This is a genomic window from Streptomyces sp. NPDC094448, assembly GCF_044763775.1.
In the GTDB taxonomy this organism is placed as follows: domain Bacteria; phylum Actinomycetota; class Actinomycetes; order Streptomycetales; family Streptomycetaceae; genus Streptomyces.
Window position 1 is genome coordinate 533965 of the sequence record NZ_JBIWGU010000003.1, and the last position, 15224, is coordinate 549188.

General features: G+C 73.6%; 10 protein-coding genes and 1 pseudogene. 9 read left to right on the forward strand and 2 right to left on the reverse strand.

All coding sequences use genetic code 11. The annotated features are described in order from the left end of the window. Positions 1-51: 51 nt before the first annotated feature. Positions 52-1293, reverse strand: coding sequence for a helix-turn-helix domain-containing protein (locus tag ACIQ9E_RS08425; protein WP_403704069.1), 1242 nt, complete (start codon positions 1291-1293; stop codon positions 52-54). 72 nt (positions 1294-1365) lie between these two features. Further along, the gene (locus tag ACIQ9E_RS08430) at positions 1366-1518 is read right to left on the reverse strand and encodes a hypothetical protein (RefSeq protein WP_403703910.1); all 153 of its coding nucleotides are present in this window, start codon (positions 1516-1518) and stop codon (positions 1366-1368) included. A gap of 316 nt (positions 1519-1834) precedes the next feature. Here ACIQ9E_RS08430 and ACIQ9E_RS08435 point away from each other — a divergent pair, with 316 nt between their 5' ends. From ACIQ9E_RS08435 to ACIQ9E_RS08475, 9 genes and pseudogenes are all read left to right on the forward strand, one after another. Continuing rightward, positions 1835-2833, forward strand: a complete 999-nt coding sequence (locus tag ACIQ9E_RS08435) for a DUF3068 domain-containing protein (RefSeq protein ID WP_403703912.1) — start codon at positions 1835-1837, stop codon at positions 2831-2833. A 462-nt stretch (positions 2834-3295) separates the two neighbouring features. Then, positions 3296-4450: pseudogene (locus ACIQ9E_RS08440) on the forward strand (glycosyltransferase family 4 protein); the annotation flags it as partial. A 339-nt stretch (positions 4451-4789) separates the two neighbouring features. After that, a complete protein-coding gene (locus tag ACIQ9E_RS08445; protein ID WP_403703914.1) occupies positions 4790-5596 on the forward strand; it encodes a class I SAM-dependent methyltransferase in 807 nt (268 codons plus the stop codon). Next, complete coding sequence (locus ACIQ9E_RS08450; protein WP_403704072.1) at positions 5593-9939, forward strand: alpha-(1->3)-arabinofuranosyltransferase family protein; 4347 nt, start codon at positions 5593-5595, stop codon at positions 9937-9939. Before ACIQ9E_RS08445 ends, ACIQ9E_RS08450 begins: the two co-directional genes overlap by 4 nt. After that, the gene (locus tag ACIQ9E_RS08455) at positions 9936-11291 is read left to right on the forward strand and encodes a condensation protein (RefSeq protein WP_403703917.1); all 1356 of its coding nucleotides are present in this window, start codon (positions 9936-9938) and stop codon (positions 11289-11291) included. The genes ACIQ9E_RS08450 and ACIQ9E_RS08455 overlap by 4 nt, the downstream gene beginning before the upstream one ends. Then, positions 11288-12157: a class I SAM-dependent methyltransferase gene (locus ACIQ9E_RS08460; RefSeq protein ID WP_403703919.1), complete on the forward strand. Its 870-nt coding sequence runs from the start codon at positions 11288-11290 to the stop codon at positions 12155-12157. The genes ACIQ9E_RS08455 and ACIQ9E_RS08460 overlap by 4 nt, the downstream gene beginning before the upstream one ends. Positions 12158-12172: 15 nt before the next feature. Further along, entirely contained in the window at positions 12173-13129 is a 957-nt protein-coding gene (locus ACIQ9E_RS08465) for a hypothetical protein (protein WP_403703922.1), read from the forward strand. After that, entirely contained in the window at positions 13116-13418 is a 303-nt protein-coding gene (locus ACIQ9E_RS08470) for a Trm112 family protein (protein ID WP_403703925.1), read from the forward strand. The genes ACIQ9E_RS08465 and ACIQ9E_RS08470 overlap by 14 nt, the downstream gene beginning before the upstream one ends. Positions 13419-13787: 369 nt before the next feature. Next, entirely contained in the window at positions 13788-15158 is a 1371-nt protein-coding gene (locus ACIQ9E_RS08475; protein ID WP_403703928.1) for a hypothetical protein, read from the forward strand. The last annotated feature ends 66 nt before the right edge of the window (positions 15159-15224 follow it).

Genomic DNA, 15224 nt, shown 5'->3' on the forward strand with positions numbered 1-15224 from the left:
CCCGGCTCCGGGAGCTGGGCGCACCGATCGGCGGCCCCGGCCGGACACCGGTCAGCGGGCGAGCCGGCCCAGGTCTCCGCGCAGCCGCTGGGCGCGGAGGACCAGTTCGAGTTCGAATCGCCGGTCGGGGTCGTCTATCTCGTCCCCCCACAGCTCCCGGATCTGGCGGAGCCGGTAGCGGACGGTCTGCGGATGGACCCCGAGCCGGCCCGCGACCTCGGGAGCGCCGCCCCGGGTCTCCAGCCAGGCGAGCAGGGTCTCGGCGAGCCGGCGTGCATGGGTCCGGCCGCAGTCGGCGAGCGGTGCGAGGGTGCGGCGGGCCAGATCGTCGATCAGCTCCTCGGGCTGGAGGAGCACCAGGGCCTGGGTGTGCTCGGTGGAGTACAGCACCTCCCCCGCCGGAAGCAGCCCGCGTTCCATGAGGCGTACCGTCGCCTGCGCCCAGCGCAGCGACTTCGCGGCGTCGACCAGCGGCACCGGCGGGCCGATCGCCCCGGCCCAGCCGGTCATGGCGCGCCGCAGCAGTTCGGGGCGGCCCGCCGCGTCCGGGTCGGGCACCACCATACGCGGCTGTTCGGCTTCCATATCGAGGAGGACGCCCTGGACGACGGCGGGGGCGACGGCTTGGCGGGCGGGGCGCAGCAGCACCCCGGCGGCGACCTTGGCCGGCAGTGCCCAGCCGATCCGGGCGGCCCGTTCCGTCAGGGCGGCGACGATCTCGTGCGGTCCGGCGGCGGGGCGGGTGCGGTGCTCGGCCAGGAGCAGGTCCATGAGTTCGCGCTGGAGCCTGAGACGTTCACCGGCCTGCCGGGCGGCGGCCTCGGCATAGCCGCGGACCGACTGGTCGACGAGGCCGTCGAGATACTCGTAACCCGCGTCGACGAGTTCGTACATGGCCCGTGGCGGGATGTCCACGCGCTGTCCGATCTCCGCGAGCCGCCGCCAGGTCAGCCGGACCCCGAGGCGGTAGATGGCCTGGAGGGAGTCGAGGCTGCGGCCGCCGATGCCCTCCCCCCGGCCGAAGTCCTGGAAGACCTCGGGGTGGACGCGGGGCCGGTCCTCCGCCGTCTCCAGATGCATGACGAAGATCTCGATGGCGCGCCGGATGCCGATGAGGGATTTGGGTTCCCCCGAATCGTCGAGGACGACCGGGACGTGCGGATACTCACGGCGGATCTCCCGCAGGATCTCCTCGGCCAGCGCCGGGGCCTCGGCCATGGCGAGTGCCGCGAATCGGCGTACCTGGCTGCGGGGTACGTCGTGCCAGGCCGAACGGGCCCCGGATGGCGGCACCGTCCGGTCCCCCGGGGTGACGGCGGCCGAAGCGCCCGGGGGGCCGAGGGCTGAGGTCGGGGTGGGCACGGGTCAGCGCTCCCGGGAGGCCGTCTCGTAGGTGACGAGCGGGGTGTTGGGCTGTTCGGGCGTGGCGTTGAGCAGGGCCACGACACCGACGGCGGCACCGACGGCGAGGGCGGCGGCGGCCACGGCGGTGAGTGCGGCGGCAAGCAGTCTGGGCATGCTGGGGGTCCAGCCTTTCCGGTCGAAAGGTCGTCCCCACCCTGGATGATCCACAGGATCCGTGCCAGTGCCCACGGGCCCTGGTCGTGGGTGGTCACGGGTCCCCGGCCGTGCCGTCCCGTGGTGGTGCGCGCCGGCCCCGACCGGCTGGGGCCAGTGTCAACAATGTATTGACACCTAGTCAAGGGGGCGCCTACGGTTCCCGGCCCATACCGCGCCTGCACTTTTCCTTGCCGCGCGCATACGTTCCGTCACCGCGTGACCTCGGTTTTCCGACACCGTTTCGAGCCGTCTCGAACTCTTCTGGAGTGCCCGGATGCGACGTACCACCTCCCCCGTTTCGCTCGTTCTGCTGGGCATCGGCACCTTTCTGCTGGTGCTGGCCGCGATGCTCGCCTGGTATGTCGAGCCGCGTGCCCAGCGCACCCCGATCGACACCGATGTGACCACGGTCTTCACTGGTCGGGGCAGCTATTTCGACGCCAGGAAGGTTGAGACCGTCGATGAGACAAACCTCACCATCACCCGGAAGGTCCGGGGCGATGTGGCCGACAGCGACAAGAGCGGCCGGGCGATCTGGGACGTGTCGACGAGCGTCGACACCGACGACACGCTGCCCGCTTCCGATCCCCATGACTCGTTCCTGTGGACGGTGGAACGCTGGGTGACCGACCGGAAGACCAACGCCCCCGTGCACTGCTGCGGGGAAACCCCCCGATTCGAGGGCGAGGCGTATCTGAAGTTCCCGTTCAACGTGGAGCGGCGGGCGTACCGCTGGTGGGACAGCACCCTCGGCGGCACCGTGGAACTCGCCTTCAAGAACACCAGGAAGGTCCAGGGCCACGAGGGGTATCTGTTCACCGGCACGGTCGCGGCGGTGAAGACCGGGACGCGGCAGGTGCCCGGTGTGCTCGTCGGCCAGAAGGAGCGCGGCCAGGTCCTCGCCGAGGAGTGGTACGCCAACACGGGCATCGAGCTGGTGGTGGACCGGAAGACCGGGCGGATCCTGTACGCCGCGATCCAGCCGAGGAAGACGCTGCGGGCACCGGGCGCCACCACCGACGCGGGCGAGGTGGTGCTGCTGGAGAGCAGCACGGGCATCGCGTTCACCGAGGAGACCCAGAAGAAGCAGGTCGAACTGGCGAAGGCCGACAACCGGAAGCTCCGGCTGGTGGGCGTCACGGCACCCGCGGGAGCGGGCGGTCTGGGGCTGCTGCTGGCCGTGGTGGGCTCGGTCCTGGTGTTCCGGGGGCGCCCTGAGGACACCCCTGTGGTCCCGGCTGCCGCCCCGGCCCCGGAATCCGTCACTCCGTGATGAGGTACGGCCGGTAACAGGTCGGCAATTTATCACCCCGGTGAGTAGCCGCAGCGAACCTCTGGGCGAAAACTGTCCATCCCACCCACCCGAACACATCATCCGTGCAAAACCCCCGGCACATCCGGGCCGCCCCGGCACCCTCCGGGGCGGTCCCACCCCGGACCGGAACCCCACCGGAATCCCACCGGGACCGCGCACAGCACCAGTTGCTCCCCGGCACGGTCCCGGTTCCGGCCCCTCGGTCCGGCCCGCCAGGCCCCGTACCGCCCGTGCACCTCGCCCGTACCGCCCGTCCCGTACTGCCTCGTACTGCCTCGTACTGCTCGTGAGTCCTCTCCCTTGCTGCGTACCACCGTGATGTCCCCGACCCTTTCCTCCGTCCACCCTCCCGTGCCCGGCGTGCACCCCGCACCACGACCACGGCACGGTTCCCGCACCCTCAGACGAGTCGGAGCACCAATGCCCCAGCACGTGCCCGCTTCGCTGCGCACGGCCGTTCCCCGGCCCGCTCAGCCCCCTGCGGAGCTGCCCTCCGAGCCGCGCCGCATCGTGTTCCTCGCCCACCGGGATCTCGGTCATCCCGCCGCGGGCGGTTCCGAACTCCTGGTCGACCGGCTGGCCGACGGTCTCGGCCGCCTCGGCCATCAGGTCACCCTCGTCTGCGGCGGCCCGGCGGCCGACCGCGGCTACCGGGTGGTCTCGGCAGGCGGCGACCTCGGTCACTTCCTGCGGGCCCCGGGCACCCTGGCCCGGCAGGTCGGCGCCTGCGATCTGCTGGTCGAGGTCTGCAACGGCATGCCGTATCTGGCGCCGTTGTGGCATCGCGGGCCCACCCTGTGTCTGGTCAACCACGTCCACACCGATCTGTGGGACATGCGCTTCGGCGGCCGGGCCCTCGCGCCCGCGGGCCGGCTCGGACGCCGGCTGGAGCACTGGGCCCTCAAGGAGGCGCAGCGGCGGAATCTGATGGTCGCGGTGTCCCCGTCGACCGCCGGGGAACTGCGCGCGATCGGCGTCGACCAGCACCGGATACGCGTGGTCCACAACGGAGTCGAGGAGCCGGGACCGCAGGAGCCGCGCTCACCGGAGCCGCTGTTCCTGGCGGTGGGCCGGCTGGTCGAGTACAAGCGGATCGACCTGCTGCTGCGGCTGTGGGAGCGGGTCAGGCCGGTGACCGGCGGGCGGCTCGTCATCGTCGGGGACGGTCCGGAGCGGGACCGGCTGATGAGGCTCGCGGGCCCGGGAGTGGAGTTCACCGGCCATATCACGGAGGCGGAGAAGCACCGGCTGCTCTGTTCGGCCTGGCTGCTGCTGCACCCGTCGGCCGTGGAGGGGTGGGGCCTGGTGGTCACGGAGGCCGCGATCCGGTCGACCCCGGCGGTCGGCTTCGATGTGCCGGGGCTGCGGGACTCGGTCGACGACGGGGTGAGCGGGGTGCTGGCCCGGGGCGAGAGCGCGTTCGCCGCCGCCTGGTGCTCACTGGCGCTCAGCCACGAGCGGCGGACGGTCATGGGCCGGGCGGCGCGCGAGCTGGCGGCCGGATACACCTGGGCCCGTACGGTACGGACGTTCCGCGATGTGGCCGTGGAGGCCGCGGCCCGGGGCCGGGGCCCGGAACGGGACCGGGAGCGGAAACGGAGCCGGCATCAGGGCCGGGGCACGGGCGGCACATCCGCCGGGGCACGCCCGGACGCGCCGCCCCTGACCGCCGCACCACCGCCACCGCCACCACCGCCACCACCGCCGTCCGCGCCGGACGGCCCGCAGGACGCCCTGCCGCACGGCCTCCGCAGCGGCCACTACTCGGGCCGCGACAGCGACCGTGAGCCCGCCGGGCACCTCACCGGCGAGACCGTCCGGCCGGGCGCCCGGCGGACCGAGCCCCAGAACCGCCCGCACCGCGCACGGATCGCCCCGCGGGCCGCCGTGCGCACCCGCCGGAAGTGAGGATCCATGCCGGCCCCTGGTCCCAGAGCCTGCGCCGCCGCGGACACCCCCGGTGTCCCGCGGAAGGGCGGCCGCTCCACCCCGACCTCGCCGAAAGACCCCTCGTTCGCCCGCTCGCTGGCCCTGTTCCGGGCCTTTATGCACGAGCAGGACGACCCCGCCACGTGCTACCGGCTGCTCGCACGGGACGCCGCTGACCAGGTCGAGGCGTACGACGGGCCGGTCGGCGGGAAGACGGTCGTCGACATCGGCGGCGGTGGCGGGTACTTCACCGCCGAGTTCCGGCGGCGCGGCGCCCACGCCTTCCTCTTCGAACCGGATGCCCGGGAGCTGGGGCCCGAGCCGCCGGAGGGAGCGGTCGCCGCGGACGGCTATCTGCTGCCGCTCGTGGATGCTTCGGCCGATGTGTCCTTCTCCTCCAACGTCCTTGAGCATGTGGACGATCCGCAGACCTTCCTCAGCGAGATGATCCGTGTGACCCGCCCCGGCGGGCTGATCTACGTCTCGTTCACCAACTGGCTGTCCCCCTGGGGCGGTCATGAAGGGGCGCCCTGGCACTATCTGGGCGCCGCACGGGCCCGGGCCCGCTACGAGCGGCGCACCGGACGCCCCGCCAAGCACGTCCTCGGCGAGAACCTGTTCGCCGTGCACATCGGTCCCACCCTGCGCCAGGTACGGGCCAGGACCGATGTCACGGTGGTCTCCGCCCGCTCCCGGTACTGGCCGTTCCTGGCCGGGGCGGTGACCCGGGTGCCGGGCCTCCGTGAGTTCGCTACCTGGAATCTCCTCCTCATTCTTCGGCGGTGTCCATGACCAGTACGGCCCCAGCGGCCCAGGTTCCCCCTCCGGCGGGCGTCCGGACGACCGGTGCGACCCAGGACCCTCCCGAAGGGCCCCGGTCGCGGCGGTGGCTGCTGGGTTTCTGGGCCGTGGTGTTCGCGCTCTTCCTCGCGGTGTCGCCGGGGCGCATGACGTTCGAGACCAAACTCGGAGTCGCCACCGACCCCTGGCAGTTCATGGCGGACCTCGGCGGGCTGTGGCACGCCCGCGGCGGCTTCGGCGGGCTCACCGACCAGTACATCGGGTACGCGTTCCCGATGCTGCCCTACTACGGCCTCGCCGACCTGTTGCAGCTGCCGGTGTGGCTGGCGGAGCGGCTGTGGCTGTCGCTGGTCGTGGCCACGGCCTTCTGGGGTGCGCTGCGGCTGGCCGAACGCCTCGGCGTCGGCAGCCGTCCGACCCGGCTCCTCGGCGCCGCGGTGTACGCGCTGTGGCCGACGTTCACTATCGTCGTCGGGTCGACCTCGGCCGCCGCGCTGCCCGGCGCGCTGCTGCCGTGGGTGCTGCTGCCGCTCGTCGACGACCGGTACAGCGCGCGGGTCGCGGCGCTGCGCTCCGCCCTGCTGATCCCGCTCATGGGCGGCGTCAACGCGGCGTCGACCCTGGCGTCGCTGCTGCCGGTGGGCCTCTATCTGCTGTCCCGGCCGAACGGGCCGCGGAAGCTGAAGCTCCTTCTGTGGTGGGTGCCGGGAGTCCTCCTGGCGACGCTGTGGTGGGTGGTCCCGCTGCTGCTCCTCGGCGCGTACGGGGAGAATTTCCTCCCGTACATCGAGACGTCGCAGATCACCACGGACACGATGGCGGCCACCGAGACCCTGCGGGGCGCGGGCAACTGGGTGGCGTATCTGAACTTCGGTGAGGCCTGGCTGCCCGCCGGATGGAGCGTCGCGGCGTCGGTTCCGGTCGTCGTGTGCTCGGCGCTGGCCGCCGCGCTGGGGCTGGCGGGGCTCGCCCGGCGGGATCTGCCGGAGCGCCGCTGGCTGGTGCTGACCGTGCTGACGGTCGCGCTGCTCACCCTCTCCGGGTACGCGGGCAAGTTCGGCGCCCCGTTCGCGGGGCCCGTACAGGATCTGCTGGACGGGGCGCTGGCACCGTTCCGGAACATCTACAAGTTCCAGCCCGGTCTGGCGCTCGCCCTGGTCATCGGGCTCGTCCACATCACCGCCGTCGCGGTGCGGGAGCGCGGGACGCGGCCGGTGCACGGGGTGCGGTGGGGGCGGCGGTACGCCCCCCTGTTCGCGGCCCTGCTGGTGCTGCCGGGGCTCGCCCTGCCGTATGTCAACGGGTCGATCCTGCAGCCGGGTTCGTTCCGGGAGCTGCCGGCGTACTGGGAGGACACGGCCGGCTGGCTGAAGAAGAACTCCCCGCAGAGCCGGGCCCTGGTGGTCCCGGCGACCGCGCACGGCATCTACACCTGGGGCTCCCCCATCGACCAGCCCCTCGATGTGCTCGCCGAGTCCCCCTGGGCGCAGCGCGACTATGTGCCGTTCGGTACGCCCGGCAACCGGCGCGCCATGGACGCCGTGGAGCAGGCCCTGCTCACCGGGGCCGCGATACCGGGGCTGCGGGACTATCTGAACCGGGCGGGACTGCACCATGTGGTGGTCCGCAACGACCTGGACCCCGACCAGATCGGCTATGTGCCGACGACGACCGTGAAGCGGGCGCTGGAGCAGTCGGGCTACGAGCGGGTCAAGGGCCTCGGCCCGGAGCTGACCGGTGGCCGGATCGCGGACGACACCCCGCTCCAGGTCGAGGGGCTGTTCCCGCGGCAGCGGGCCGTGGAGATCTACGCCCCCGCCGGGGGCGCCCGGGAGCCCGGCCGGGCCGGGATCTACACCGCCGCCGACACGGCCGTGGTGTCCGGCGGACCGGAGTCGCTGCTGCCGCTCTCCGCCGACCCTTCGCTGCGCAACCGGCCCACCGTGCTCACCGGTGACCGGCACCCCGGCGTCGACAAGCCGGCGCTCCAGGTCACGGCCGACGGGCTGCGGCGCGCCGACACCCGGTTCGGCCTGGTGAACACCAACACCTCGTACACGTACACCAAGGACGAGCGCAATCACCCCGACAGCGTGCAGGATCCGGGGGATGCACCCCATCAGATCCTGCCGGTGAAGGGCGTCGAACGGCAGACGGTGGCGGAGCTGCGGGGGGCGCGCGAGGTGACGGCGTCCTCCAGCGGCAACTGGCTGTTCCATCTGCCGCAGTACGACCCGGTGAACGCCTTCGACGGCAATCCGGACACGGCGTGGGCCGACGGTTCGTCCGGCAGCTCGAAGGGTCAGTGGCTGCGCGTCGCTTTCGACGGGCAGAAGGAGCTGCCGAACGAGCTGGAGGTGACCCCGCTGCCCCAGGAGGGGGTGCGGTCGGCCGCGACGCGGGTGAAGGTGGAGACCGAGCGGGGCAGTGTGATCAGCCCGCTGGAGACCAACGGCAGGACCCAGCGCGTCGCCGTCAAGGAAGGCGCGACCCGGTGGCTGAAGATCACCGTGCTGGAGGCGGAGACCGGGCGGCCGGGGCTGACCGGTGCCGGGTTCGCCGAGATCACCGTCCCCGGTGTCACCGTGACGCGCATGCTGAAGCTGCCCACGGACGGTACGGGCTCGGACGCGGCTGCCGAGACGGTGTCGCTGAACCGGCTCGCCGACCCGGGCGGGCTCTCCCCCGCCGGTACGGAGCCGGGGCTCCACCGCACCTTCACCACCGGATCTTCCGGCGCGCACGACGTCGGGATCAGCGCGGTGCCGGTGCCCGGCGAGGAGCTGGACAGACTGCTGTACCGGGTGGCGCCCGGGCAGTCGCGGCAGATCGTCGCGACCGCCGACTCCACCGCCCGGCTCGGCACGGGGCTGTCGGCACGGAATCTGACCGACGGCGATCTCACGACCGCGTGGATCGCCGGCGGCAAGCCGGTGATCCGTCTGAAGTGGTCCGGCGAGAAGGTGAAGGTGGACTCGCTGGTGCTGGGCGCCGCGGGCGGGCTGTCGGCCCGGCCCACGAAGATCGAGATCAGCTCGCCCCATGGCGCGGCCATCGCGAACGTCGACGACAACGGCTGGGCCCGCTTCGACCCGATCGAGACCGACCAGCTCGACATCACGGTCACCAGGACCGCTCCGGTGACCCTGCACAACCCGCTCGCCGACGGCGGACTCCAGCTCCCCGTCGGCCTCACCGAGCTGCACGTCCCGGCGCTCGCCGCGGGCCGCACCGCGCAGCCCCTCGCCGACCTGCCGTTCACCCTGGCCTGCGGCGAGGGTCCGGAGCTGGCGGTCGACGGAACCCTGCACGCGACCGGTGCGAAGGGCACCGTGAGGGACCTCGTGGAGCGGCGCCCCATCGAGGTGACGCTCTGCCAGGAGGGCCGGGAGCAGCCGGAGCTGGAGCTTGCTTCGGGCGAGCACCGGGTCGAGGCCGGGGACGCGGGGCCGCTCGCGATCACCGGGGTGACGTTCACCCGGGGCGAGGCCGCCGCACCGGCTACGGCCGGCCGGCAGCTCACCGCCGGCGACTGGAAGGACGACCGCCGCAAGGTGTCGGTCGGCGCGGGCGCCGCCTCGTACCTGACGACGTACGAGAACTACAACGAGGGCTGGAAGGCCACGCTGAACGGCAAGGAACTCAAGCCGCTCCGGCTCGACGGCTGGCAGCAGGGCTTCGCGATCCCGGAGGGCGAGGGCGGCACGGTCGAGCTGTCGTACGGGCCGTCCCGGGTGTACGGGGCCGGGCTGTTCGCCGGTGCCTTCGCCCTGCTCGTCCTGGCGGGTCTGGTGCTGTACCGCAGGCGTGAGGAGAACCCCGAGCGCACGGCCGGCACGGTACCGGCGCCGGAGCCGAACGGGCCGGGAACCGTCCTCGGGCTGGCGTCGCTCACCCTGGTGGCCGTGGTGGTCGCGGGCTGGCTCGCCCTGCTGGTACCGGCGCTCGCGCTGATCGCCCTGCGCCGTCATGCGCTGCTGGCGCCGATCGCGTTCGCCGCGATGGCGGGCGCGGGGATCGCGGCGGCCACCGGGGCCGGTGAGTCCCCGGCGGCCGGGGATGGTGCCTTCGGGTACGCGGCCCAGCTCCTGGCGTTCATCGCGCTCTTCGCGGCTCTGGTGACCGTCGGTGGACTGGGACGGTTCGGGCAGGTGTCCGGAGCCGAACCGCCGGAGCCGGCCTTTGCCGTCCGCTCCGGATTCGGTACGGGCCAGGAGTCCGGTCCGGGTACGGTCGCCGGGCCGGAGGGGCTGCCGGACGCACCGGCTCCCGGGACTCCCGGCCCGTCCGGCGCCCCGGACGCTCCCGGCGCCCCCGGAGGTGACGTCCGTTGACGGCTGTGGGCGGTGCCGCGCGTTCCCTCGGGGGCGCGCGGCCCGCCCTCGTCCCCTTCCCCGTCGTCGACGAGGTCGAACGGCACTGCCTGCGGGCGGGGGAGCCCGAGTCCATCCATATCGAGATCCGGCTGCCGGGACGGCCCGATCCGGTGCGGCTGCGGCAGGCGCTCACCGGGGCCCTCCGCCGCCATCCGCGCGCCCAGGTGCGCCAGGCGCCGGGTCCCTGGTATCGGCGCCGGTACTTCTGGGAGCTGACCGGGGAGCCCGATCCCGGTGTGGACGTGGTGACGGTTCCGGCGCCGGAGCCCGGGGCGCTGGAGCGGGCCAGGGAGCGTTCCCTGGCCTCGGCCCCTCCGCTGACGGCGTCCCCGCCGGTCCGGCTGGAGCTGGTCGACGACCCGGAACGGCCCGGCGGTACGGCGCTGTTCCTCACCGTCAACCACACCGCGCTGGACGGGCCCGCGTCGCTGCGGCTCCTGGCGACGGCCGCCGAGCTGTACGGCGGCCGGAGCAGCGCCCCGGCGGCGCCTCCGACCCGTACCGCCCCTGCCGAGGGAGCCGCCGGGGTGCCGGGGCCGTCTCCATGGGCGCGTCCCGCCCGGGTGGCGCAGGGCAGCCCTTCGGGCGGGCCGGGCAACGGTCTGCTGGTGGCGGACCTGGCCGTGCCACGGCGCCCGCCGGGTGCCGCGTACACCGTGAACGACCAGCTGCTGGCCGCCACCGCGCTGATGATCGCGGACTGGAACCGGGCGCACGGCGCCCCGCCGGGGCCGATGCGGATCACGATGCCGGTGGACGACCGGCCGCGCGGCGCCGATATGCCGATGGGGAACGGCACCCGGCTCGTCCAGGTCCCCTTCACCGCCGCCGAGCTGGCGCCCGCCGGGCCCGCTGCGGTGGGTGAGCTGCTGTCCCGGACCGCCGCCAGGACCCGTGCGCTCAAAGCCGTACCCCGTCCGCAACTCGGCTACGGGGTCGGGCTGCTGGCCGCCCCGGTGGTGCCGGTGGCATGGCGTGCGGTCGTGGCCCGCGGTCTGCGGCGGGCGGCGGGGCCGTGGACCGCGACGACCCTGCTCAGCAATATCGGGCGGATCCCGTACACGCTGGATTTCGGCGACGCGGGCCGTGCGGACGCGGTCTGGTTCTCGGCGCCCACCCGGATGCCCCGGGGCCTCAGCGTGACGACGGCGTCCAGCGCCGGGCGGCTGCATCTGGCCCTGCGCTGGTCGAGGGCGCTGCTCGGCCGGGAGGACGGGACGAGGCTGCTGGGGCTGTTCGAGCGGTACCTGGATGCGACGGAGAACGCCACGACCGGGTACGGCGGGGCGACGGAAGGAGACCCGCGATGACGACACCGGCCCGGTCGGGGGCGGACACGGCACCGGACGCGGAGGCCGGGCGGCCCGCGGCGGCCGGGAAACGTACCGCCCCGGGGGCCCGGCACCCCGGCACGACGCCCCGGGAGCAGACCGTCCCGGAGGCCGCGCCCACCGGTGCCGCGCCCCGAGGACTGCGCGAGTTCTACGAGAACCCCGCCGTTCCCGTCGCTTCCGGGGACGCCCGCAGCCTGCGGCAGGCCCGGATGCTCGCCGCCGCGCTCGGTCCCGCCGCGGTCCGGCCCGCCGTCGTCCTCGACGTCGGCTGCGGCGACGGTACGGCGGCGGCCACCGCCGCGCCGCTCCTCGCCGGGCACCGCGTCATCGGCGTCGACTGGTCGCAGGACGCCCTGCGCCGGGCCCGGACCCGGCTCACCGACGTGGTCCGCGGCGAACTGAGCGACGGACGGCTGCCGTTCAGGTCCGGCGCGGCCGACGCCGTACTCTTCAGCGAGGTCGTCGAGCACCTCGTCGACCCGGACAGCGCCCTGGACGAGCTGCGGCGTGTGCTGCGCCCCGGCGGGCATCTGATGCTGTCCACCCCGAACCTGGCCGCCTGGTACAACCGGGCCCTGCTGCTCGCCGGTGTCCAGCCCGTGTTCTCCGAGGTCAGCCTGCGTGCCATCCACGGCCGTCCCGGCCGTGAGGTGGTCGGGCACCTCCGGCTGTACACGGCCCGCGCGCTGCGGGAGTTCGTGGCCGCGTCCGGCTTCGAGGTGGTACGGCTCGCGGGCGCGCCCTTCCACGGGGTGCCGCGCCCGCTGCGGCCCCTGGACCGGCTGGCGTGCGCGGCGCCTTCGCTCGCGTCGATCCTGCTGCTGCACGCGCGGAAGACGTAGGCCGTGTGGTGGGGGGTGGCCGCCGCACTGCTGGCGAACGTGCTCTACAGCACCGGATTCGTCCTGCAGAAGAGGGCGCTCGGAGGGATGCCCGCCGTATCGGTCCGGCAGCCGGCCCGGCTGCTGCTGCGGCTCATCGGCAGCCCGCTGTGGATCGTCGGCGCGCTGGCGCTGGCGGCCGGATTCGGGGCACAGCTCGTGGTCTACCGGACGCTGCCGATCGCCGCCGCGCAGGGCATTTTCGTCTCCGGTCTGGTGCTGCTCCTGCTGCTGTCGGAACGGCTGCTGGGCGAACGGATCCCGGGGCGGGAGCGGCTGGCGGTCGGGGTGATCCTCGTCGCCCTGGTGATGGTGGTCCTCTCCCTGTCCCCGGAGACCGACACCGTCGGCGCCGGGGCGCCGGTTCCGGTGATCCTGCTGGTCTGTGTGCCGTCGCTGGCGGTCGGGATCTGGTGGTACGCCGCGGCCGAGCGCCGGGCCCGGCGGCAGCACCGGAAACCGGCGACGGGGGTCGGGTACGGGGTGGCGCTCGGGCTGCTGTACGGGGTGAGTTCGCTGGCGGTCAAGGGGGTGTCGGTCCGGTCGGCCGGGCTGCTCGACCGGCCCGCCGCCGCGCTGTCCGGCGTGCTGGGCTCCCCGTACCCGTACCTCCTCCTGTTCACCGGCGCGTTCGGGCTGGTCATGTCGCAGGCGGCCCTTCAGCGCTGCCGGGTCTCGCTGATCGTGCCGGTGTGCACGACCGTCACGAGCGTGTTCACCGCCGTACTGGGTACGTTCGCCTTCGGCGAGGCGCTGCCCGGCGATCCGGTACGGCTGGCACTGCGGGTCATGGGCACCCTGCTGGCGGTGTCGGTGCTCCTCGCGATGCCGAAGCACGACCCGCCGGAGCCGCCCGGTCCGGCAGTCCCACCGTCACCGACCCCGGCCGCGACCGCGACCGCTGAGGAGCTGACCGCCCATGAACGCCGATGACCCGCTGCTGGGCATCCTGGTCTGCCCACTGGACAAGGGGCCACTGTGGCTCGCGCGCTCCGGTGCCGGCCCGGTCACCGTCACCGCCTCGGACGGTGATGCCCTGTACAACCCGCGGCTGCGCCGCCTCTATCCCCTGGTGAACGGCGTCCCGTGGCTGCTGCCGGCCTCCGGAGCGCCGGTTTCCGACGAGGACCATGCGCGGCTGACCCGCCAGGGGTGTAGCGCCGAGGCCCCGGGGGTCCCGGCCTCCCCGGACCCTGGGCACGGTCCGCAAGGGAAGGCCTGACCACCCCGCCCAGGGCGATCGGACCCGTCTCGCAGGCGAGGACGACGGCCCGGCCCCGGTCGCGCAGGTGCAGCCTCGACAGGTCCGTCGCGACGGGCGAAGCGTTCGAACGACCCCCGAGCACACCGCCGGGTGCCGCTCCGGCAGCAGGGGGACGACGAACCGGTCCGTGGACTCCGGCGCCCCGAAACCGGGTCCTCTGTCCAGCCGGCCGGGACACCGCTCCCGAGCCGTAACGCATCACAGACGTTGTCGTTGATCATGCTCGGGGCGGGGCGTGGCCCGATCCGGGCCGAGCGCAGAGCGGGTTTGCCCCTTCTGTCAGTGATTCCGTCGATTGTGGACCTGTCGGTCCGGGGGGCTGTCACCATGCTTTCCACCCATCTGTCATCGAGTCCGGCACGGACCGCGCCCGAACGGGACCGTGCGAGACGTCTGGTCGACGAGATGCTCCGGCGGGCCGGTTCACCGGCGGGCGGCGGCGATCCCACGGCGGCCGCGGCCCGTACCGTCGCCACCGTCGAAGAGGCCTTCGAGCTGTACGAGGGCCGAGCCGTACCGGACCTGCCGGCCGACCGGGTCTTCGTGGTGCCCAGCCTGATCAGTCGCCATGACCCGGCCCGGGGACCCGAAGTCCACCACTTATTACCGCTGCTCGACCCGCGGTACGGGGTCTCGGCGAGCCTGGGCCAGCATCTCATCGCGGCCCTTCCGCCGCTGATCCTGGCCTCCTACGGCGACCATGCGGGCCGCCGTGGCGTGGTTCTCCAGGCTCCGGTCACCGCGGACCTCGTCACCGATCTGCCCCCGGGGGCGGCCGCCGACCGCATTTCGGACATCGTCCGCGAAACCATCGCCTTCGCGCGGAAGCGGTTCGGGGCCCGGGTGGTCGGCCTCGGCGCCACCCTCCCCGCCTTCACCCGCTTCGGCCGCGACGCGACCCCGCCGGGCAGGAACGTTCCGGTAGTCACTTCCGGTCATGGCGGAACGATTCACCTGATCCGCGGGCTGACCCACCAGGTCCTCGAAACCACCGCCTCCGGCAGCGGGCCGGTGCGGATCGGGGTGATAGGCGCGGCCGGTTCGATCGGTACCTCGATCCTGACCACGCTTCTCTCCGAGCTGCCCGACACGGGGTTCCTCGCCTGCGACCGGCCCACCCGTCTGGGCCGCGTCGACCGTGTGGTCCGGGCAGCGGGCGCCGGGGCCCGTACCCGGGTCACCGCCGACGCCGGTGAAGTCCTGCGTATGTGCCGCGTCACCGTCAGCGCCATCACCGAGAGCCTCGATCTGGAGGGCCTGGTCCCGGACGCCGACCTCAGCGGTCATGTGCTCATCGACGACAGCCAGCCCGGCTGCGTCGACCGCGACCAGTGGCTCCGACGCGGCGCCCATCTGCTGTGGCCGATCGGCACGACCAGTCCTGCCCCGGGGCCCCTCCACCGCCGTGAGGGCTATCGCTACGGTATCGGCACCGGGCTCCTGCGCTCCCACGACCTGTGGGGATGCGAGGCCGAAGCCGCCGCCCTCGCCCTGAGCGGCGACCACGGGGCCGCCCTCACCGGGCCCGTCACGCCCGGGGCCGTCGCACGTATCGGCGCCCTGTGCGACGGGATCGGCATCCGGCCGGCCGAGCCCCAGTCCCAGGGCCGGCCCACCCCGGCCGACCGCGGCACCGCCGCGACGGCAGGCGGCCGGACCGTCCCGGCTGCCGGACCGGCGGCCGCCCGGACCCCTTGACACCCGCGGACCACAGCGGACGGGCGAAACACACGGCAAACAGTGGAGTACGGCCGCGGCCGCGGC